At 71.5% G+C, this 21,794-nt stretch carries 18 protein-coding genes; 13 read left to right on the top strand and 5 right to left on the bottom strand.

Annotated features, from left to right (window positions below):
- Window positions 1-199 precede the first annotated feature (199 nt).
- Window positions 200-1,948, bottom strand: coding sequence for a right-handed parallel beta-helix repeat-containing protein (locus IE94_RS41155; RefSeq protein WP_051777576.1), 1,749 nt, complete (start codon window positions 1,946-1,948; stop codon window positions 200-202).
- Window positions 1,949-2,087: 139 nt separating this feature from the next.
- Between IE94_RS41155 and IE94_RS0120930 the strand changes: the two genes are divergently transcribed.
- The 8 genes from IE94_RS0120930 (at window position 2,088) to IE94_RS0120895 (ending at window position 13,462) form a co-directional block, all read left to right on the top strand.
- On the top strand, window positions 2,088-4,463 hold the full coding sequence (locus tag IE94_RS0120930; protein WP_051777574.1) for a glycoside hydrolase family 95 protein: 2,376 nt from the start codon (window positions 2,088-2,090) through the stop codon (window positions 4,461-4,463).
- Between the two features lie 79 nt (window positions 4,464-4,542).
- Entirely contained in the window at window positions 4,543-5,553 is a 1,011-nt protein-coding gene (locus IE94_RS0120925; RefSeq protein ID WP_030186563.1) for a LacI family DNA-binding transcriptional regulator, read from the top strand.
- Between the two features lie 400 nt (window positions 5,554-5,953).
- Window positions 5,954-7,195, top strand: coding sequence for a hypothetical protein (locus tag IE94_RS0120920; RefSeq protein WP_051777572.1), 1,242 nt, complete (start codon window positions 5,954-5,956; stop codon window positions 7,193-7,195).
- 51 nt (window positions 7,196-7,246) lie between these two features.
- Entirely contained in the window at window positions 7,247-8,503 is a 1,257-nt protein-coding gene (locus IE94_RS0120915) for an extracellular solute-binding protein (RefSeq protein WP_157849366.1), read from the top strand.
- Window positions 8,504-8,555: 52 nt separating this feature from the next.
- On the top strand, window positions 8,556-9,617 hold the full coding sequence (locus IE94_RS0120910; RefSeq protein ID WP_209441076.1) for a carbohydrate ABC transporter permease: 1,062 nt from the start codon (window positions 8,556-8,558) through the stop codon (window positions 9,615-9,617).
- A 4-nt stretch (window positions 9,618-9,621) separates the two neighbouring features.
- Complete coding sequence (locus tag IE94_RS0120905) at window positions 9,622-10,494, top strand: carbohydrate ABC transporter permease (RefSeq protein ID WP_051777570.1); 873 nt, start codon at window positions 9,622-9,624, stop codon at window positions 10,492-10,494.
- On the top strand, window positions 10,491-12,296 hold the full coding sequence (locus tag IE94_RS40640) for a TIM-barrel domain-containing protein (RefSeq protein ID WP_106977944.1): 1,806 nt from the start codon (window positions 10,491-10,493) through the stop codon (window positions 12,294-12,296). The genes IE94_RS0120905 and IE94_RS40640 overlap by 4 nt, the downstream gene beginning before the upstream one ends.
- Before the next feature lie 158 nt (window positions 12,297-12,454).
- A complete protein-coding gene (locus IE94_RS0120895) occupies window positions 12,455-13,462 on the top strand; it encodes an AraC-like ligand-binding domain-containing protein (RefSeq protein ID WP_078606540.1) in 1,008 nt (335 codons plus the stop codon).
- Here the strand turns inward: IE94_RS0120895 and IE94_RS0120890 are convergent.
- Window positions 13,454-14,053, bottom strand: coding sequence for a flavoprotein (locus IE94_RS0120890; RefSeq protein WP_030186549.1), 600 nt, complete (start codon window positions 14,051-14,053; stop codon window positions 13,454-13,456). The genes IE94_RS0120895 and IE94_RS0120890 overlap by 9 nt on opposite strands.
- A gap of 102 nt (window positions 14,054-14,155) precedes the next feature.
- Complete coding sequence (locus IE94_RS0120885) at window positions 14,156-15,295, bottom strand: methyltransferase (protein WP_030186547.1); 1,140 nt, start codon at window positions 15,293-15,295, stop codon at window positions 14,156-14,158.
- Window positions 15,296-15,677: 382 nt separating this feature from the next.
- Between IE94_RS0120885 and IE94_RS0120880 the strand changes: the two genes are divergently transcribed.
- The 5 genes from IE94_RS0120880 to IE94_RS0120860 all read left to right on the top strand — a co-directional run bounded on the left by IE94_RS0120880 (window position 15,678) and on the right by IE94_RS0120860 (window position 21,044).
- Complete coding sequence (locus IE94_RS0120880) at window positions 15,678-16,127, top strand: hypothetical protein (protein WP_030186545.1); 450 nt, start codon at window positions 15,678-15,680, stop codon at window positions 16,125-16,127.
- Between the two features lie 807 nt (window positions 16,128-16,934).
- On the top strand, window positions 16,935-18,110 hold the full coding sequence (locus tag IE94_RS0120875; RefSeq protein WP_030186544.1) for a PP2C family protein-serine/threonine phosphatase: 1,176 nt from the start codon (window positions 16,935-16,937) through the stop codon (window positions 18,108-18,110).
- A gap of 278 nt (window positions 18,111-18,388) precedes the next feature.
- On the top strand, window positions 18,389-18,613 hold the full coding sequence (locus tag IE94_RS41145) for a hypothetical protein (RefSeq protein WP_030186543.1): 225 nt from the start codon (window positions 18,389-18,391) through the stop codon (window positions 18,611-18,613).
- Between the two features lie 452 nt (window positions 18,614-19,065).
- On the top strand, window positions 19,066-20,010 hold the full coding sequence (locus IE94_RS0120865; protein ID WP_037923108.1) for an ABC transporter ATP-binding protein: 945 nt from the start codon (window positions 19,066-19,068) through the stop codon (window positions 20,008-20,010).
- Window positions 20,007-21,044, top strand: coding sequence for an ABC-2 transporter permease (locus tag IE94_RS0120860; RefSeq protein ID WP_078606539.1), 1,038 nt, complete (start codon window positions 20,007-20,009; stop codon window positions 21,042-21,044). Before IE94_RS0120865 ends, IE94_RS0120860 begins: the two co-directional genes overlap by 4 nt.
- A 39-nt stretch (window positions 21,045-21,083) precedes the next feature.
- Here the strand turns inward: IE94_RS0120860 and IE94_RS41140 are convergent, their stop codons facing one another.
- Both IE94_RS41140 and IE94_RS41135 read right to left on the bottom strand, forming a co-directional pair.
- Window positions 21,084-21,344, bottom strand: a complete 261-nt coding sequence (locus tag IE94_RS41140) for a response regulator transcription factor (RefSeq protein WP_051777566.1) — start codon at window positions 21,342-21,344, stop codon at window positions 21,084-21,086.
- Window positions 21,284-21,517 carry a response regulator gene (locus tag IE94_RS41135; protein WP_245235288.1) on the bottom strand — a complete coding sequence of 78 codons (234 nt, stop codon included), beginning with the start codon at window positions 21,515-21,517 and terminating at the stop codon, window positions 21,284-21,286. Before IE94_RS41135 ends, IE94_RS41140 begins: the two co-directional genes overlap by 61 nt.
- Window positions 21,518-21,794 lie beyond the last annotated feature (277 nt).

The raw sequence follows: 21,794 nt of genomic DNA, 5'->3' as shown, positions 1-21,794 counted from the left end.
GCGGCACAACCGCCGGGGGGGCGGGCCGCGCAGTCGTGGGCCGGCGCAGTGGTGAGCCGTCTGAACACCCCTTGGGGGATGTTGTTAATTGGTGGGAAGTGTGTGCTCCCGTGCGGTCGGGTGTCAAGGCTCCGTGTCACACATGTCCGGCCGTCCGGTGGCCCGCGTCCCGTTCGCCGGTGGTCGGCAGCCCTCCCCCTCACGGCCCGAGGACCCCGCAGGTCCCTTCCACCACCACGTCCGAGCAGCCCTCGGCGGCCACGAGGGCGGCCTCGGGGAAAGCCCCGGCGGCCGTCCCCGTCAGGCGGTTGCCGGTGACGGCGAGTCCGCCGACGGAGCGGGCGCGGACGACCGGGGCCTGGGCGTCCATGAACTCGTTGCCGCTGACGCGCACGTTGCGGTGCACCGGGTGAGCGGGGTCGAGGACGGTGCTCGTCGGCGCGAGGAGGACCGCGGGCGTGGCCGGACGCAGGAAGGTGTTGTCCCGGATCGTCAGGTCGGCGACCGGCCCGGACTCGTACCACTCCTCGGCGTCCGCGGAGACGTAGACGCCGGCCATGGTCACGCTGTCGAAGACGTTGTTCTCGATGACGACCGGCTGCCGGGTGGTCACCAGGACACCGCGCGTGGGCACGTTGACGAAGTGGTTGCCCACGACGGCGACCGACGCCGTGGCGGTGACGTTCTCGGCGACCCAGTGCTCCGGCATGACGTCGGACGGCAGCGGACGGTCCAGGCTCACGGTCATCAGGCGACGGTCGTCCGCGTCGCCCCGGTCGTGGGGGCCGTCGACGGCGGTGACGCACGCGGTGTGGCCGGCCGCGCCGTCCAGGGTGGCGCGAGCGGTGAACTCGATCGTGTCCCCGGCCCGGAACGCGGGGAAACCGGCGGTCTCCGGGTGCCGGTAGGCCAGCGTCACCACGTCGTCCGCGACCCGGTCGGCCAGGACCAGGTAGGTGCCGTGGACGTTGACCGGGTCGTCGTGCGGCCCGTCGAAGACGCAGTCGGCGATCCGTACGTGTCCGGCCATCGACGACAGGTTGATGAAGTCGGCGAAGCCGGCCGACGTGCGACCGGTGGCCGGGTCGGCGCGGAACCGGACGTCACGCACGGTCAGGTCCCTGCTCATCTGCCCCACGAGACCGAATCCGTGCAGATAGTGCGCCGAGATGTCGCGGACCTCCACCCGCTCACTGCCGCACACGAACGCGCCCGGGTGGTCGCGCACCGTGGTGCGCATCTGGTAGACGAGCCCGACGTCGCGGGGAGCCTCGGCGTGGCGGTAGGTCAGGCGCAGGCGCCGGCCCGGGAGTTCGCGGACCGCGGCCACGTCGTCGAACAGGGGGTTGCGGTCCCGCCATGTGCGCCGGGCCGCCGGATCGTGGACCTGCGTGTACTCCATCGCGTCCGTGCCGCTCCAGTACGGCTCGCCGTCCCCGGGGCGTGCCTCGCCGAGCCAGGTGACGGTGGTGCCGTCGATCCGGAAGCGGGTGTCCGCGGGCAGGGCCAGCTCCCGCCAGGCCGCGACCCCGTCCGTGCCGGCGTCCGCCACCGTGGCGTCGACGACCCGGGGCGAGACGTAGTCGAAGGAGAACCCCTCGAACCGGACGTCGGCCGAGTCGATCGCCGCGAACGCCGTCTGCGCGCCGTGCAGCACGAAGGCCGCGCCCCGGCCGTCGACCACCAGGTCGCGGGCGTTCTCCACGAGCAGCGCGACGGTCTTGGACAGGTACCGCCGGTCGGCGCCCACGGTGTTGGAGACGTACAGTTCACGGCGTTCGGCCCGCTCCGGATACAGGTGGTACCGGCCCGGCGGGAACCGCACGGTCACCGGGTGCGGCACGGCACAGGCCGTGCGCAGGGCCTCGGCGACCGCCGCGGCGCTGTCCCGGGTGCCCCCGGGGTCCGCGCCGAACTCCGTGACGTCGACCGTGGTGCGCAGCGCCACACGTACTCCTCGTTGGGAAGCGTTTCGGAAACGGGCCCATGTCGTCCCGGCCGACTCACGGAACCGACGTTGCCCTAATGTCTGGTCAAAGTCAGGCGCGTCAGTGTAGCCAGTCCCCGCCCGTCCCCCAGGAGGCATCGTGCCGACCCGTCCCCACGGTCCCACGCAGACCCCCCACCGGCTCTCCTTCGCCCGCCCGGCCGGCCACTGGCTGGAGGCGCTGCCGCTCGGCAACGGCCGGATCGGCGCGATGCCGGACGGCGGTGTGGAGCGCGAGCGGGTGCGGCTCAACGACGGCACGGCGTGGTCGGGTTCGCCCGCGAGCGAGTTCGCCCACGGCCGGGTCGGGGCCGCGACGGCACGCGAGGCCGTCGCCGAGGCCCGCCGGGCGCTCGCCGGGGGCGACCACGCCGCCGCCGACCGGGCGGTCCGCAGGCTCCAGGAACGCTGGACCCAGGCCTACCTGCCGTTCGGCCGGCTGACGGTCGGCGTCGCCCATCCGCCGGGCCCCGTCACCGGATACTCCCGCCGGCTCGACCTGCGCACCGCCGAGCACGTCGTGAGCTACACGGCGGGCGGGGCGACGGTGGTACGGCGCACGGTGGTCTCGCACCCCGACCGGGCCCTGCTGATGACCATCGACGTACCCCAGGGCCCGGGCCTCGACCTCACCCTCGGCCTCGACTCCCCGCTGCGGATCCTGGGCCACGGTGCGGACGGGCGCGGCGCCTGGCTCACCACCCGGATGCCCACCGACGTCGCACCCCCGCACGAACCCGACGCGCCCTCGCCGGTGTACGACGACGACGCGGTCAGCCTGCGGGGCGCGATGGCCGTGCACTGGTCGCACGACGGGCAGGACGTCCCCGCGGGCGAGGCGGCGGCGCCCGGCACCCGGGGCGGCGGCGCCCTGCTGGCGGCCCGGGGTGTGCGGCACGCCGAGATCGTGCTGACCACCGGCACCACCTTCACCGCGCTCGGCGCCGCACCGCGCGGTGACGAACGCGACGCCCTGGAGGCGGCCCGCCGGGACCTCGACGCGGCCGTGGAGCGGGGCGCCGCCGCACTGCGCGAGCGGCAGCGCGCGGACCACGCGCGCCTGTACGAGCGGGTGGAGCTGGAGTGGGACGTCCCCGACGAGCGGGGGCGGCAGCTCGCGTTCCTCTTCCACTACGGCCGCTACCTGCTGATCAGCGCGTCGCGGGCCGGCGGGACACCGGCCACGCTCCAGGGCCTGTGGAACGACTCGATGCGCCCTGCGTGGAGTGCGAACTACACCGTCAACATCAACACCCAGATGAACTACTGGCCGGCCGACGTCACCGACCTGCCCGAATGCCTGCCACCCCTGTTCGACCTGGTCGAGGCGGTGAGCGTCCGGGGCGCCAAGACCGCGCGGCGGCTGTACGACGCCGACGGCTGGTGCGCGCACCACAACACCGACGTATGGGCGTACACCTCCCCGGTGGGCCGGGGGGAGGCCGACCCCGCCTGGGCGTTCTGGCCGCTGGCGGGGGGCTGGCTGTGCCGGCACCTGGTCGACCACGTGGCCTTCGGCGCCGGCCTGCCGTTCGCCCGGGACCGCGCCTGGCCCATCGTCCGGGGCGCGGCGCGCTTCCTCCTCGACTGGCTGGTGGAACTGCCCGACGGCACGCTCGGCCTGTCCCCCTCGTCGTCGCCGGAGAACCGGTTCAGCACCGCGGCCGGCCCCATGGCGGTCGACGTCAGCTCCGCGATCGACGTCGGCATCGCCCGCGACGTGCTCACCTCGGTCGTCGCCCTCGCCCGGGACACGGGACGACCCTTTGACCCCGTGGCCGAGGCGGCCCGGTCCGCCCTGCCCCGCCTGCCGCACCCGGAGACCGACGAGGACGGGACGATCCGTGAATGGCGCGGACCGCACGTCATGGCGGAGCCGGCCCACCGTCATCTGTCACCGCTCTACGAGGCGTTCCCCGGGCCGGGGATACGACCGGAGTCGGCCGCCGCGGTGGCCCGCACCCTGGACGTGCGCGGCGACGACTCCACGGGCTGGTCGCTCGCCTGGAAAGTCGCGCTGCGCGCACGGCTGCGCCACACCGGGCGGCTGCCCGCGCTGATCGATCTGGCGCTGCGCGAGGTGGACCCGGGGGCCGTGGGAGAGCACGGGGGCCTCTACCCCAACCGCCTGTCGGCCCACCCGCCGTTCCAGATCGACGGCAACTTCGGGTTCACGGCGGCGATCGCGGAGTGCGTGCTGCAGAGCCACACCGGCACGGTCGACCTGCTGCCGGCGCTGCCGTCCGACTGGCCCGCCGGGCGGCTGCGGGGACTGGTGGCACGGCCGGGTGTCGTGGTCGACCTGGCCTGGGACGACGGGCGGCGCCTGACCGGGGCGCGGTTGCGCGGACGCGGTGAGGGCACGGGTGAGGTGCGCGTTTCGTGGGACGGCGCGTCGGTGGAGGTGGACCTGGACCGGGGGCCGTGGACCGTGCGCCCCGGCGAGGGCGGCACGTTGCTGGCCGTGCCGGGCTGAGGACCGGTCCGTCCGGTGCCCGGCATGCTCCCGGTACACTCGCCACACGCCGGGCGGCGCCGTTCACGCAGAGGGAGTCATGGCCAAGGTCGGGATCAGCGACGTCGCGGCGCGAGCGGGCGTCAGCGAGGCCACAGTCAGCCGCGTCATCAACCGCCGCGGAGTCGTCGCGACGGCGACCCGGCGCCAGGTCGAGGAGGCGATCCGCGAGCTGGGCTACGAGCGCGGCGGGCAGAGCCAGCTGATCGTGGTCCTCACCCCCGGACTGGCCCAGCCGTTCTTCGGCCAGCTGTGCGAACTGATCGAGTCGGCCCTCGCCTCCCAGGGCTTCAGGGCCATAGTGGGCTCCACCACGGTGGGCGGGCTTCAGGAGATCGACTTCATCTCCTCGACGATGGACCTGGGCATCGCCGGCGCGGTCTTCGCCTCCGCCAGCAACACCCTGATCGACGCCGACCCGACCGTCTACCAGCTGCTCACCGAGCGCAAGATCCCCTTCGTGCTGGTGAACGGCGCGATCGCGGGGCATCCGGCGCCCAGTTGCTCGACCAACGACGCCGTGGCGGCGGAACTGGCGGTCGAGCACCTGTGGGGTCTCGGGCACCGCGAGATCGGTCTGATCGCCGGCCCGGCGGGGAACCGTCCGAGCGAGCGACGGCTGGCCGGGTTCGTCCGGGCGATGACCGCGCGCGGGGTCGCCGATCCGCAACGGCTCGTCGCCCGTCAGGTCTACAGCGTCGAGGGCGGGATGTCCGCCGCCGGGGAGCTGCTCGGCCAGGGGGTCACGGGGATCGTCGCGGCCAGCGACTACATGGCGCTCGGCGCGATCCGGGCAGCCCGGCGCCGGGGGATGTCGATCCCCGAGGACCTGTCGGTGGTCGGCTACGACGACTCGCTGGTCATGGACTTCGTCGATCCGCCGCTGACCACCGTGCGCCAGCCCGTGGAGCGGATCGCGCAGTCGGTGTCGACGGCCATGGTGCACCTGGTCAACCGCAAGCTGGTCCCTTCCGGCGAGCTGCTGTTCGACCCGGAGCTGATCGTGCGCGCCTCCACCGCGCCGCCGCGCACCCCTTCCGTTGACGGGTAATTGACGGATCCGTCATAAGTACGTCATTGTCTTCCGGCGTCTCTCCCGGCACACCTCCGCGCCTCGCCCCACTGCGGCCCGATCGGGCGATCCCGGCGCCGTACTGGCGCGTTTCGGACCCCTCGTAGCCGCCCGAGACACGTTTGAGATGTCCGAGGCAACGCTCCCACCTGCGGTGATGGGCGAACACAAATCCTTCGGAAGGTTGCGAGCAACGATGCGTTGACGTGAAGTTGACGTGCGTGCAACACTCCCTTTCATGGCGCAGGGACCAACGTATCCGCAGCCCTCAAGCACTTTCACGGGCTCAGGACGTCAAGGTGTAACGCTTCAGCTCAGATCCAGCATGACGGATCTTGTCGAGTCTTTCATTTGGGCGTCATCGCGTGCACGGGAGTGGGTGCAGACCGGGCGGAGCGCGGACTTCCTGCCGAGCTACTGGGCGGGACTCACCGACCGGCCGATGTTCTACTCCCGGGACCTGGCCCACCAGATGCTCGGCGCCCACCTGCTGGGTCTCGACACCGAGAACCTGGCGATGCTCCGGCACTTCGCCGCCTCGGCGACCGAGCGGCGCGGCTGGTACCCGCTGTGGGCGTTCCTCTTCGACGGCACGCCCGCGGCCATCGACTACCACGACGACGACGACTTCGTCCGGGAGATCCCGGCCCCGTTCGAACTGGTGGAGAAGGCCGTCGAGCAGTACCGCTGGACGCGCGACGACCGGTTCCTGCGGACACCTGAGATCGCCTCGTTCATCCGCACCACCCTGACCTCGTTCGTACAGGCCCACGACCCCCTGGGCAACGGAGTCGCCGGCGAGCGCGGCAGTGGTCGGATCTTCCAGGGCACGGCCACGTACAACGAGGTGGAGAAACAGCCGCACCTGCTGGTGTCCGCCGACGGCATCGCCAGCCAGTGGGCGGCCCACGCCGCACTCGCCGACGTCACGAAGGAGGCGGGGCTGGACAGGGAGTTCGCGCGATGGAACGCGGAGCGGACCCACGCCCTGGAGACCGAGTTCGCCGAGAACTGGTGGCTGGCGGACCACCGGTGCTACACCGCGGGCTTCACCCGCGAGGGGCCGGTCAGCGGCTTCTCACTGGAGAGCACGTGGTTCCCGGCGGTCAAGGGCCTGATGCGAGCGGACGACCGGGCGGACGCCCACCTGGACTTCCTCGGTACCGGCCTGGAACAGAGCCCGCCGCACAACATCGAAGCCTTCACCTACCTGCCCGAGGCGTATCTGCGCTACGGACGCGACGAGGAAGCCCTCCGGTGGATCCGCCACCTGGCGGACTCCCGCGCCCACTACCCCGAAGTCCCGTTCACCCATGTCGCCCACCTCGCGGCCGGACTGACCGGCCTGGCCCCCGGGGCCCACCGGGGCGAGGTGCGCACCCGTTCGCACATCCCCGCCGACGCCTGGCTGGAGGCCGACCAAGTGGCCGTCGGCACCTCGGTCGTCGGCGTGCGCCACGAGGGACACGAGGCGAGCGAACTGTGGGTGACCGGCGGCAACGCCGTCGACTGGACCCACACCTGGCGGGACGGCCGCACCACCCGCGTGCACGTCCCCGTCGGCACACGTATCCGCATCACCGGCGGCGGCGAGACGCCCGCGGCCGACGAACAGAAATGAACCCGGCACCCTCCAACGGCAACGAGCCGCGATGACAAGGACCTTCCCGTGTTGAGAACCGCAGTGACAGCCGCCATCGTCGTCGGCTGCCTGGCCTCCCTCGCCGCGTGCGGCAACGAGAGCGGGGCCACCCCCGGAGACAGCGGCAAAGACTCCGCATCCATCTCCTTCGCCTACTGGGGCAGCAACGAGGAGAACGCGACGATCAAGAACATGGTCGCCGCCTTCGAAAAGGCCCACCCCGACATCGATGTCGAAGCCAACTGGATCCAGAGCGACTACGAGCAGAAGCTCCAGACCTCCATCGCCGGCGGGGACGCCCCCACCGTGGCCGCGATCTCCAACACCTCGCTGCCGAGCTTCTTCAGCGCCTTCAAGCCGGTCGACGTCGACGCCGGCGCGTACTACTCCCCGGCCGTCGCCAAGGCGGGCACCGTCGACGGCACCGACTACGCCGTGCCGTTCGTGGCCAAGAGCAAGGTCATGGCCGTCGACAAGACCAGCTTCACCAAGGCGGGACTGCCCGTGCCGTCGGCCACGAAGCCGCTCGGCACCCAGGACTTCGTCGCCGCCGCGAAGAAGATGACCACCGGCTCCGGCTCGTCCAAGGTCTACGGTTCCGCGCCCCTGTGGTACGACGGATGGCTGCTCGCCGACGGCGGCTCCTACTACAACGCCGACGGCACCAAGTGCACCATGGGCGACGCCGCGGGCGTCCGGGCGGCGAAGACCGTCGTCGACTCGGTGAAGCCGGACGGCTTCGCCCCGACCGCGATCGCCGCCCAGGGACAGGACATGTTCCAGTGGCTGGCCCAGGGCAAGGTCGCCACACTGCCCGACTTCGGCCCGTGGAACATCGCGAAGTTCGCCGCCCTTGACCCCTCCCGCTTCGCGCTCGTGCCCATGCCCGGCCGCGGTGAGCCCATGGAGGTCGACGGCCTCGGCATCTCCAGGAGCGCGAACGCCGAGCAGACCAAGTCCGCCCAGACGTTCACGCGGTTCGTGAGCACCGACCCCGCCGCCCAGAACCTGCTGGCGTCCAAGGAGTCCGCGCTCGGCGTACCCGTCGTCAAGGACTCGCTGGCCGCCTTCAAGTCCGCCGCGCCCCAGGCCGGCCTCCAGGTCTTCGTCGACGCCGTCGAGCGCGCGGTGACCACGCCGTACGTGAAGAACAAGGTCCAGATCGAGAGCACCTTCTCCACCGCTCTCAACTCCCGCACCGCGATCGGGACCGGCCACGAGGACCCGGCGACCGTGCTGCCGCAGCTCGAGGCCGAGTGCCAGAAGATGCTCGACGCGACCAAGTAACCCTCGCAGCGGACTGGCCGCGAACGGCACCGACAAGGACCGGATCCCCGACATGACAGACATAGTGAAGGGCCTGGAGGGCTTCCTCGCCCGGCTTCACCTGGATGTGGCGCTCCAGCCCATCGTCGCCTTCGTCATCATGATGGCCGTCGTCTTCGGGGTGCTCGCGGCCGCCCTGTGGCTCGCGGTGCGACGAAGGTGGGTGGGGCGCGCGACCGCGGCCTTCTGGCTCTTCGTCTCCCCCTGGATCGTCGGCTTCCTGCTCTTCACCGGCGGCCCGATGATCTACTCGCTGGTCCTGTCGTTCACCCACTGGGACCTGATCAGCCCGGCGCGGTTCGCCGGGCTCGACAACTACCGCAAGGCACTGCACGACCCGAACGTCGGGCATGCCGTCAAGGTCACCCTTCTGTACGCGGTCCTCAGCGTCCCGGCGCAGACGGTGCTGTCGCTGGCGGTGGCGCTGCTGATGAACGTCAAGGTCCGCGGCATCCACGTGTTCCGCACCATCTGGTACCTGCCCTCCCTGGTGAGCGGGGTGGCGCAGGCGGTGCTGTTCATCTGGGTGTTCAACCCCGACCACGGCCTGGTCAACGGGGTGCTGGGGCTGCTCGGCATCGAGGGCCCGAAGTGGCTCTTCGACCCCGGCTGGGCACTGCCCGCGGTCGTCGTCATGAGCCTGTGGACCGTCGGCGGCAACATGATCATCTATCTGGCGGGGCTTCAGGACATCCCGTCCGAACTCTACGAGGCGGCCGCACTCGACGGCGCCGGCCGCCTCCGCTCCCTGTGGAACATCACCATTCCGCAGATCAGCCCGGTCATCTTCTTCAACGTGGTGACGGGACTCATCTACGCGATGCAGACCTTCACCCAGGGCTACGTCATCACGCAGAACGGCGGCGGACCCTCGAACTCCCTGCTGTTCTACGTCCTCTACCTGTACCAGAACGCGTTCAAGTTCTTCCAGATGGGCTATGCCTCCGCCCTCGCCTGGATCCTCTTCCTCATGATCATGGTGCTCACCGCGGTCGTCTTCCGGGGCAGCAGTTTCTGGGTCTACTACGAATCGCAGGGTCCCAAGGAAGGGAGGCGGCGTGTCCGCGCCAAGTAAAGAGATGCCTAGCACACGCGCGGAAAGGACCGCACGCGCCCCGAGAGCACGGGGCGACGGGACGTCGGCCGCGCGCTACACCTCGGTCGCCGTCCTGATCGTGGGATCGGTCGTCTTCGTCTACCCCTTCCTCTGGATGATCGCGACCGCGCTGCGCACACCGGAGGGCGTCTCCAGCGGGGGCATCGCGCTGTGGCCCGTCCAGTGGCAGTGGTCGAACTTCTCGAGCGGCCTCAACTCGTTCCCGTTCTGGCGGTACTTCCGCAACTCGCTGCTCAGCACGCTGGTCCCGGTGGCGGCGGTCGTCTACTCGTCCTCACTGGTGGGCTTCGCCTTCGCCCGCATCCGGGCCCGCGGCTCGAACGTGCTGTTCGGCATCGTGCTGGCGACCCTGCTGCTCCCGCAGGAAGTGACGATCGTCCCGCAGTTCGTCCTGTTCAAGAACCTCGACATGCTCAACACGCTGTGGCCGATCATCGTGCCCACCTTCTTCGGATCGGCCTTCTTCATCTTCCTGTTCCGCCAGTTCTACCTGCGGCTTCCGGAGTCACTGACGGACGCCGCCATCCTCGACGGCGCCGGATGGTTCCGCATCTGGTGGTCGGTCTACCTCCCGCTGTCCCGCCCGGTGCTGATCGCGACCGCGGTCCTGCAGTTCATGTCGTACTGGAACAACTTCTTCCAGGCCGCGATCTTCATCACCGACGACAGGTGGAAGACGCTGCCGCTGGCACTCGCCGGATTCCAGTCGGTGAACGGCACCAACACACCGCTGCTCATGGCCACGACCGTCGTCGTGACCCTGCCCTGCGTACTGATCTTCTTTCTCGCCCAGCGCCACATCATCGGCGGAATCTCCTTCTCGGGAAACAAATGACTGACACTCGATCCCCGGCACCGGCGTCCTTCTGGGTGCCCGGCCGGGACACCGCCCCACCGCAGGAACCCGTGCCCCTGGGCACGACGGCGACGGCACGCGGACTCCGGCTCCAGGCGACCGGCACCGGCCCCGTGCGGGCGGCCGAGCTCGCCGACGGCGTGTGGGAGATCGCGTTCCGCACCGGCCCCGCCCCGCTGGAACTGACCGTCCTGGTCCCGGCGGCCGACGCGGTCACCTGGTGGCACCCGGGCAGCACCGCCCCGCACGCCACGATCCCGCCCTCCTGGGGAGAACCCGCCGACACCACCGCCCTCACCGGCCTCCCCTTCGGCGCCCTGCTGCGGCGCCAGGACCGGACCGGCCTGGTCTACGCGCTCGACGCCGGCAGCCACCGCACCTCCGTGCGGGCCGGACTGGTCGAGGAGAGCGCGGACTTCGCCGTCATGGTGACCGTGGGGGACGCCGAACCCGGCGAGGAGGTCCGGCTGCTGCTCGACGTCTCCGGCCGCCCCTTCGCGACGGCCGTACCGGACACCGGGCGCTGGCTCCAGCGGGGCGACGGGCCCCCGGTGACACCCGGCGCCGAGGACGCGGTGCTGTGCACCTGGTACTTCGCCCACCAGGACGTCACGGCCGCGGCGGTACTGGCCCAGGCCGACCGGGCCGCCGCGCTCGGCTTCGGCGTCGTCATCGTGGACGACGGCTGGCAGACCATGTCACTGGCACGCGGCTACGGCTCGTGCGGCGACTGGGAGGCGGCCACCGAGAAGTTTCCCGACCCGGCCGGATTGATCGCCGAACTGCGGGCCCGGGGACTGCGCACCATGTGGTGGGTGGGCACCCCCTTCCTCGGCCACCACGCCGAGGCCCGTACGGCCGGTCTCGCCACGCGGTACGACGAGAGGGAACTCGACGCCGCGGTCCTCGACCCCCGGGACGACGCCACACGGCACTACCTCGTGCGGCGCATCCGCGACCTCGTCGTGGAGACCGGCGCGGACGGGGTCAAGCTCGACTTCCTCGAACGCTTCGCCACCCCGGTGCCCGACGACCCCTCGCCGCACTCGCCCGTGGCGGCGACCGTGCGGCTGCTCGCGGAGATCACCGACGCCGTCGCGGCGGCGGGAGTCCGGCCGCTGATCGAGTTCCGCGAGCCGTACGTGCATCCGGCCGTCGGTCGGTTCGCCACGATGCTGCGCGTGGGCGACTGCCCGCTGAGCGCGACCCAGAACCGGGTCGGCATCGTCGATCTGCGCCTGGCCCGGCCCGGCACACCGATCCACAGCGATCCGATCATGTGGGCCTCGGACGACAGTGCCGAACGTGTCGCGCACCACCTGGTCAACGCCCTGTTCGGCGTCCCCCAGGTGTCCGTCGACCTCGTGGGCCTCGACGACGCCCCGGCGGACGCGCTGGCGTTCTGGATGCGGGTGTGGCGCACCTACCGGGACACCCTCCTGCACGGCGAACTGCTCCCGGAGCGCCCCGACCTGCTCTACCCGCTGATCGCCGCCCACGACGAGGACCGCCACATCGTCGCCCGCTACGCGCCGCACGCGGTGACGCTGCCGAAACGGCCCTGGCGCGAGGTGCTGATCGCGAACGCGGACGACAGCGCGCCGCTGGTGGTGAACGACTCGTTCCCGATGAGTGTCCGACTGGAGATCTGGGACGCGCGCGGCCGCCTAGTCCACCGGTCCCTCGCGGAACTGTCGTCCGGGCCCTCGGTCCTCCCGGTGCCCTCCGGGGGCCTGGCCCGCCTCAGCCACCCGGACCTCGAACCCGGCCCTCGGCTGTAGGGCGTCTGCGGCGGCCCGTTACCGGCCGGACGGTGCCATCCGTGTCATCACCCCTGTTCCCACCGGCCCCGGCCGGCGGGAACACCGCGGCGATCACGGCACGTTCTCCACACGTGTCGCGACGCGCGTCGCCGACACCCCCATGACACGGAGAGCCCATGAGAACACGTCAACCCGGGCACCGCACCACCACGGGCGCCGTCCCCGTCCCTCCGCCCGCCGAGGAGGGCCGGGCGGTCCGTTCCCGCACCCGGTGGTCCAGCGCCGGTGCCGGGGCGTCCGACGCTTTCGACTTCTGGGCGGATGTCGTGTGCGACACGTTCGTCGGGGTGGCGGTGCGCGCCGGCGGGGGCGACACCTTCGAAGCCCGCATCGAGACGTCCGACGTGGACGGGGTGGGCTTCGCCGCGCTGACCGCGAGCCCCCAGCGGGTGGTCCGGACGGGCCGGCTGATCGCGCGCGACCACGAGGACGTCGTGCTGGCCAATATCCAGCTCGACGGCCGGGCCAGGCTGGAGCAGAACGGACGCGTGGCCGTGCTCTCCGAGGGGGCGATGGCCTTCGTCGACAGCGCCCACCCCTACGAGCTGGACTTCGCCGGCGACTTCTCCCAGCTGGTGGTGAAGGTGCCCAGGAACTGCCTGCCGCACCGTTCGCTGAGCCGAGCGACCGCCGTGGAACTGGATTCCTCGACCCCCGGCCGGGTGGTCGCCGACTTCCTCGTCGGACTCCACCGTCTGGAGGGCCGCGATCCCGTGGCCGCCCTCGCGCTGCTGCCCCATGCCCTGGACCTGCTGGACACCGCTCTCGGCTGGGCCGCGGACGGAGCACTGCCCCGGTCGTCGGCGACGGCGTTCACGCGTGAACGCGTCCACCGGTTCGTGCGCCGGCACGCCCTGGACCACGGTCTGGACGCCGCCGCCGTGGCAGCGGGCTGCGGTGTCTCCCGGCGCACGCTGTACCGGGCGCTGGCCGAGGACGGGGAGACGCTCACGGGGCTGATCCGCAGGGTGCGGGTGTCACACGTGCAGCGGATGGTCCGCGCCCACCCCGACCGCCCGCTCGCCGCCGTGGCTGACGCGTGCGGCTTCGGCGGCGAGGCCCAGATGTACCGGGCGTTCCGGGCGGTCACGGGCACGACACCGGGCGCCTACCGGTCAGGGTGACGGTCGGTCCGCCACCGGCCCGCGGCGGGGCATGAACTTACCGACCACCTCGACGACCGCGGGCGGAGCCGGCGGCATCGGCGACTCGACGAACCTGCCGAGGGCGACGTCGTAGCGCTGCCCCACCCGCGGGTCGACGACGTGGTGGCCGTCGAGACGGAGCTGGTCCACATTGCGCCGCACGGCGGGCTTGGCCCACATCGCGCCGGTCATCACCGGGAAGAAGACCACGGGGACCTCGGCGGCCGCGACCGTCGCGGTCAGCAGGTTGGGCGCGGCGCCCGTGGCGACGGCGGAGAGGGTGTGGGCGCTGGACGGCAGGACGGCCATCAGGTCGTGCTCTGCCGCCAGGGTCCCCGGGTTCTCCCGCTGCCAGGCGTCCCGAGCGCCCGTCACCACACGGTCCGCGAACAGGCTGACGGTGTGCGGCGGCAGGAACACACCGGCGGTGTGGGTCATCACCACGGTGACGGTGCCGGTGAACGTGGCGCGCAGGGCGTTGATGTAGGCCGGGAGCAGGGCGACGGCCGCGGAGCCGGTGGCGCCGATGAGCAGACGTCCATCGAAGGTGGACGGGGTTTCGCTGGTCATGCCCGCATGGTGGTCCGCCGCGCGGACCACCGGGTGACCAGGTGCGCCACGGAGACTGACCACGCGTGCCGTCGACCGTACCCGTCCGTGGCCCCTTCCGGTTCAGGGTGCCGGGGCCAGGCGCCACAGGGACGTGGTCTCGGCGCTCCGTGCCGCGTGCAGCGGGTCGGAGGTGTCCTTGGCGCGGGGGTGACGCGGCCTGGTGTCGCTCCTGCCCACGACATGGAGCCCCGCCGCCCCGATGGCGTCGAGCAGTTGCTGACGGGTCCGCAGGTCGAGGTGTTCTGCCAGGTCGGACAGGACGAGCCAGCCCTCGCCGCCCGGCCGGAGGTGAGCGGACAGTCCGGTGAGGAAGCCGTGGAGCATGGTGCCGTCCGGGTCGTAGACGCCCTGTTCGACGGGGCCGGTCGGGCGGGCGGGCAGCCAGGGCGGGTTGCAGACGACGAGGTGGGCGCGGCCCTCGGGGTACAGGCCCGGGTCGCTCGACACCTCGATGCGGTCGGACAGCGCGAGCCGGTGGACGTTCTCCCCGGCGCAGGCCAGGGCACGCGGGCTGATGTCGGTGGCCACGACCCGCCGGATTCCCCGGTGGGCCAGGACCGCGGCGAGGACACCGGTCCCCGTGCCGAGGTCGAACGCCGTGCTGGTGGTGGGACCGTGCCGCGCCGCCGGTGGCAGCGGCGTGCGGGCGACCAGGTCGACGTACTCGCCCCTGACGGGCGCGAACACGCCGTAGTGCGGGTGGATCCGAGCCCCGAGCGCCGGTACCTCGACGCCTCTGCGCCGCCACTGGTGTGCGCCGATCACACCGAGCAGTTCGCGCAGGGAGACCGCGGTGGGGCCCGTCGCAGGACCGTAGGCCTCCCTGCACGCCTGCCGGACGTCGGGGGCCCGGCGCAACCCCAGCGTGTAGTCGTCGTCCAGCAGTACCAGGAGCTTTCCGAGGACCCGGGCGCGGTGACCGCTGCCGCGCCGGTGCAGGTGGAAGCTCTCACTCGGTGACGTGCCGGGCCCGGGAGGCTTGCGGTCGACGCGGTGGCCCATGGCCCGGAGCAGTTGCCGGGCGTTGTGGAAGTCGCCCTGCCAGAGCAGGGCCGTTCCCTCGCACGCCTGCCGGTAGGCGTCGTCGGCTTTCATCCGGTCGTCCGCGACGACGGTCCGCCGGGGGAGGGGGGCCGCGCTCTCGGAATGCCAGCGGGCGGATCGGGGGGTGTCGTTGTCGGTCCAGTGGATGGTGGACACCGGGTACTCCTCGTGGTCGAGCCTGCGGGGGCACGAAGAGCACTTCGACGAGGAGCAGGGCGAACCCACGTCTGTCCGCTCGGACAGACGTGTGCGTCAGGAGGCAGGTGCCGGCTACCGCTCTCGCGTCGAAGCGCGAGAGCGGAGGTCCCAGACGATCATGCCGATCACGAGAGTGAGCCCTTTCGGAGGAGTACCAGAAGATTCGCACAGGTCCCGACCGCCCACCAAACACAGCAATGGGCCCTGACCGGTTTCATTCGAACACCCGTCTGTCGCTGAGGAATTGAAGGAAAAGACCCATCCGGAGCACAACCAATCCCTGCTGCCCGTAGTCACACCAGACAGGAGCAAACAACTCCAACGACCGCAAGGGGGAAATATGCGCATCACGCGTTCCGTCCTGTCCGCCACCGCCGTGGCGACCCTGGCCCTGGGCACCGCGACGGCGCTCGCCGCACCCGCGTCCGCCGCTCCCAACACCACGCCCGAGAAGGTCTGCGGCAGCGGCTACAAGACCGTCAACTCGGCCGCCGTCGGCTCGCGCGGCACCGTCTACCTCACCTACAACGCCGCCAACGGCAAGAACTGCGTCGCGACCATCCGCAGCGCCCCCGGCACCGCGACGGACATGTCCGCGTGGGTCTACGTGCCCGACACCGAGGCGTACGACGAGGACTACGGGAAGTACACCTCGTACGCCGGCCCCACCTACGTCTACGGCAAGGGCCACTGCGTGGACTGGGGCGGCAGCATCGGCAACGTCAGCGTCCAGATCACCGGCTCCAACTGCGCCGCCCGCACCGAGCACCGGGTCACCACCGTCCGGTGATCCACCGCTCATGAGGGCCGCCGTCCGGCGGTGACCCACCACGGCGGCCTGCCGCGTCCCCGGGCGCGGCAGGCCGCCCGCCGCTGTCACGGCCCGCCGTCGCGGCGAGCACGGGGAAAGCCTGGTGCGGCGCCCTGCACGGGAGTGCGATCATCCCCGAATGGCGCACGGTCTCGAAGCAATGGTCATCCGGCACACCCGTCGCGTCCCCCGTCCGAGGGGCTCCGCGGGGGAGGGCGGCATCGCCGCGCGACAGTTCGACACGGCGTTGATGACCGTCGGTTTCAAGCTCTCGGCACCGCTGCTGGGCCGGCTTTCCGCGCTGTCAGAGGCCGCGGTCCCGCACACCGCCGGACGGCCCCTGCGGACCGAAGCCGGGCGTCCTCCGGCCCGCCGCCGCGCCACCACGACACGGTTGCTTTTCTGGTGTGCGGCCTGGCGTCCACCCGGACGCCGTCGCCGCAGCCGGCACCAGCGGATCCATCAGGGCCATCTGTCCCCGAGTACCTGGATATCTGCCGGGGAAGGCCACAGTGCACGGTTAGGGAGCACGGTCGTGCCCCGGGAAGCCGCCCCTTCACCCGCACGAGCGTACTTCCGTGAGGACGTCCCCGGCCGTGTTCGCGTCTGCCGTCCAGAGCACCGCTCGGCGGGGAGGGCTCGGACCACCGGGGCGGCGACTTCACGGCGGCCCGTGCTCCGCGCAGTGCCGTCGCGCGGTGGGTTGGTGCCGTCCGGGGCGTGCCCACTCGTGCATGATGCTCACCGAGCCTGGGACCGGGAACGTGTGAGGAACGGGGTGACAGCGTGGGCGCGGGGCGGGCCGCGGCGGAGCACAGACAGTGGGCCGAGCGGCATCCCTGGCCGCCCCGGTGGCTCCGCTGGGGCCCGCCCGCACTCGTCGTGGCGACCATGGTGCTCGACCGGGTGACACCGCCGAGCTACTTCTTCGGCTCGCTGCTGACGGCCTCGGTCGTACTGGCCCTCTTCACGTACCCGCCGCTGGGTGTCCTCGCCGTCGGCGCCGCCGGATGCGGGCTGCTGGCGGTCACCGAGGTGCTCGAGGACTACGTCGGCCCGATGACCGTCGTCGCCCTGACCGTTCTGGCCGTCGTCACCCTGCTGTCCGCTGCGCTGTGTGGGGTGCGCCGGCGGGCCGAGAGCCGTTTCCGCCGCGTGCAGGCGGTCGCCGAGGCCGTGCAACTGGCCCTGCTGCGCCCGCTGCCCGCCCGGATCGGCCCGTTGCGTGTGGCCGGCTTCTACCGGGCGGCGGACGACGAGGCGCTCATCGGCGGGGACCTCTACAGCGTCCGCCCGACGCCGTTCGGCATCCGGGTGATCGTCGGGGACGTCAAGGGCAAGGGCATCAGCGCGACGCAGACCGTGGCCACGGTGATCTCCTCGTTCCAGGAGGCGGCGCTGCTCCAGCCGTCGCTGAGCCAGGTGGCCGAGCGGATCGACGTGGCCCTGCAACTGGACCGCGACAACCCTCCGGCCGAACCGATGGGAGCCGGCCCGGCATACACGCCCGGTGAGGCCCCGGGACCGGCGGACGAGGTCTTCGTCACGGCCGTCCTGCTGGAGTTCTCCGCCGACGCCCGTACCGTACGGGTCCTGGACCGGGGACATCAGCCTCTGGTCGGCATCCGGCAGGGCACGGTGTCGGTCGCGGAGACCGACCACAGCCTGCCGCTCGGCATGAGCGACCTGCTGACCGCACCTCCGCGTGCCGTGACGCACCTCCTGAACCCCGGCGACATCCTGATCGCCTACTCCGACGGGGTCACCGAGGCACGCGACGGCGCCGGAACGTTCTACCCGCTGCGCGAACGCCTCCAGGAGCTCTGCTCCGGCGGTGCGGGGCCGGGCTCCCCCGCCCGTCTTGTCACCTTCATCGAGGAGGACGTCGCCCGGTGGGCCCCCACCCTGGGCGACGACCTCGTCGCCATCGCCTTCCAGCCCGCCCCGTCCGACGACGAGTGATCCACTTCCTTGCAGCGGGCCCGCCCTGAACGAGTCCGGTCCGCAGCGACAACGGCGTCCGCCGGGACGCTCGGCCCCACCGATCAGGCACCGTCCGACACGGTGCTGATCGTTCTGGTCTTCGGCACCCTCGTCGCACCGACCGCCCTCGGACAGGGCGTCCTGCACCCCGCGGGCAGTCGGCCTCCTGCGTCGACGACTCCGGCCGCCGACCGCCCTCGCGCGCGCTCCTCGCATGCCACTCGCGCTTCCGGGCCGACAGAAACAACCCCGGGGACGTGAGTCGCGCGCACCTCGTCGTGCACCGGCCTTCGAACTCCGGAGGCCGACGGGTCACCGTGCACCGTCACGGCCGGGACGAGATACTCGGCACCGCTTACAGCGATCACGACGTGGCGGTGTTCCTCGAAGACGCCGGCATGGAGGACGCGGGAGCGGTTCCGGACGACCGGTGGTGGGTGGAGGGGCGTGGCGGCCCGGCTCACGATTTCCGTGCCGCGTGACCCGCGCTGCCCGACTACTCGGTACAGAGGTCCGCCCCCAGGCGGTGACCAGACCGCGCAGGCGGCCGGGGCCGCGCTGCCGGACGTCGAGCCACCGGACCGCCGACGCCTGGTCGAAGGGTCGCCCCGGCCCGACTTGGACGGTGTCGGCGTAGTTCCCGCCGCGTGGCGGATCGCGTCTTCGGGCGGGGCGCCGACGGTTCACCGGAGTCCGACGCCCGGCCGTGAACGACCTACCAAGGTATAGAACGCCTCGTCACGAGTCCGACTTTCGGCAACCACCACTCACCGTCTTTCTGCCGAAGCCCCGCCACCGTGCAAGCCATAACTTCGTCACGTGCGCCGCCCCACCGGGCCCGGCAGCAGTAAGACCAACACCTGGTCCAGAGCCGCCGCACACGGAGCGCGGCCCGCCGCTGCCCCCTCACAGGAAGAACGCAGGCCAGTACGCCATGACCTACTCCACACAAGACGGGCAAGTCCCCGAAGCCCTCGCTGTCGAGGCCCGCGGGCTGGGCAGGTACTACCGCCGCGGGTGGGCGCTGCGCGACGTCTCCTTCAGGCTGCCCGCCGGACGGATGGCCGCACTCGTCGGCCCCAACGGAGCGGGCAAGACCACCCTGCTGTCCCTGGCCACCCACCTGATCGAACCGTCCACCGGCACGATCACCCTGGCCGGACACCACCCCGGCAGCCGTGAGGCCCGCCGGAGCACCGCGTTCCTCGGCCAGCAGAAGGCCCTCTACCCGCGCTTCCGCGTCCGCGAAATCCTCCGTATGGGGCAGGAGCTGAATCCCACCTGGCACCAGGAGACCGCCGAGGCCCTCGTCGAGGGCGGCGGCATCCCGATGAACGCCAGGATCGGCACCCTCTCGGGCGGTCAGTCCACCCGTGTCGCCTTCGCCCTCGCTCTCGGCAAGCGCCCCCGGTTGACGCTCCTGGACGAACCGCTGGCGGATTTGGACCCGCTGGTGCGGCACCAGATGGTCGACACCCTCCGGGACCAGGCCCGCAGCGACGGCTCCACGGTAGTGATGTCCTCCCACCTGGTCTCCGAACTGGAGGGCGCCTGCGACTACCTGCTCCTGATCAACAACGGCCGCGTCAGCCTGGCGGGCGAGGTGGACCTCCTTCTGGACCAGCACCGGCAGGTGGTCACGGGGACGGGAGACCGCTGGCACCGGGCGCGCCTGGACGGGTACGAGGTCATCGCGACAACCAGCGGCGGAGGACGGACCACCTCCCTGGTCCGAGTCGACCACGGGCTGCCGCCGGACACCGACCACCGGACCCCGACCCTTGAAGAACTCGTCCTGGGTTACCTGCGCACACCCGACGCACCACCACTGTTCACTCCGAGCGCGCAGGTCACGGACCGAAGCGAGGTGGCGGCGTGAGCACCGGGATCCTCGGGGCCCCCGCGGCCGACCCCCGACGCCCGCGCCTGCGCGGATTGACCTGGCTGATCTGGCGGCAGAACCGCACCGCGTTCTGGATCGGAATCGTGGCCGCGCTGGCCGTCGCCATCTACGCCGTCGTGCAGCACCAGCACATCACCGCGGCCGTCACCGCTCAGCACCTGGATGCCTGTCAGGGCCAGGAGACCTCCATGCCGTGCCTGGGCCGGCTCAACGCGTTCGGACAGCACTACCAGTTCCCGATGCGGCGCCCCCTGCAAGCCATGCTGCTGCTCCCGTTCCTGTTCGGGATGTTCCTCGGCGGGCCGCAACTCGCCCAGGAACTGGAATCCGGAACGTACCGCATGGTGGCCACCCAGTCCGTGCCGCGCATGCGCTGGTTCGCGGCGAAACTGAGCGTCCCGCTCGCCATGACCGTACTCGTCAGCGGTGTGTTCGCCGCCGCCATGACCTGGTGGTGGCACCCGGCTGCCCAGGCCATGGGCCCCCTGTTCGCCTGGCACTCGTGGTACCCCTTCTACGGGATCGGACCCGTGGTCGTCGGCCTCAGCGTCGTGTTCCTCGTACTGGGGACGACCCTCGGAATCTTCCTGCGTCGGACCGTCCTCGCCATGGGTGCCACCCTCGTCACCGGCGCCGGACTGTTCGCCCTCCTCGAACGGGCCCGGCCGCACCTGTGGCCCGTCCACACCACGTACGCACAGCACACCGTCGATCCCCCGGCTCCCGCCGACGCGTGGCTGCTGGCTGACGGCCCGCTGTCCCCGGACGGCCGACGCGTGTCCGAGGTCTGGGACTGCTATGCCTCCCGAGACATCAAGCAGTGCCTCACCTCCCACGGCATCACCGGACGCTGGGCCGAGTATCACCCCGCCTCCCACCTGTGGGCCCTTCAATGGACGGTGACGGGGCTGTGCCTAGCGCTCGCCGCCGTGCTCGTCGCCCTGTCCGCATGGTGGGTCCGCGGCGGGTTCGGCATCCGACGGCGCCCGGCCCCCGCGGAAAAGCGCTGACAAGCCCGGCCCGGCCCCGCCCCGGCCGCCGTGCAGCGCTCAGACGAGTCCGGCGCGATACACGACCAGGGCGATCTGCACCCGGTTGTTCAGATCCAGCTTGGTGAGTATGTGCGACACGTGTGCCTTCACCGTGGGCAGGATCGTGCAGCACGCCGCCGCGATCTGGGAGTTGGTCAAACAGCGGGCGACCCCCAGGGCGATCTCCCGCTCGCGGTCTCCCAGCCGGTCCGACAGCTTCACGGCCTGGACGCGTTCACGGTCCTCGTCGGCCTTGGTCTGCTGTGCCGGGTCCGCCACCGCGGCGATGATCTGTGGCGGAGGGGTGTGCTTGAGGAGGTAGCCGACGGCGCCCGCACGCAGGCCACGCAGAATGTACGCGTGGTGGTGAAGGTGGTGAGGATCAGCACCTGCGGCGGCTGTGGGCGTCGGCGCAGCAGTTCGGTGGTGGCCAGGCCGTCCAGCCCCGGCATACGGGTGTCCCTCAGTACGAGATCGGTCCGGTGCCGGGCGACCAGGGGACGCGCTGTGCCCGCCCGGGTTCCGCACCGGCCGGCCCCCGCCGCCCGCGACCGCGACCGCGGCCGCACCCGCAGCGGCAGCGGACGGGCCTTGACCCAAGGCCGGGTAGTTAGCGTTTTTGCAGGTCACGCAAGGGAGTTGAGAAAGTCCTGACATGGAGCAACGGAGCTCGTTGGTACAGGCAGTCGTCCAAGACAGCTTGTTCCCGAAGGAGCTCCGTTGCCCGAG

Origin of the sequence: Streptomyces violaceorubidus (assembly GCF_000717995.1) — a bacterium.
GTDB lineage: Bacteria > Actinomycetota > Actinomycetes > Streptomycetales > Streptomycetaceae > Streptomyces > Streptomyces violaceorubidus.
This window is presented reverse-complemented; position numbering and strand designations above follow the sequence as displayed.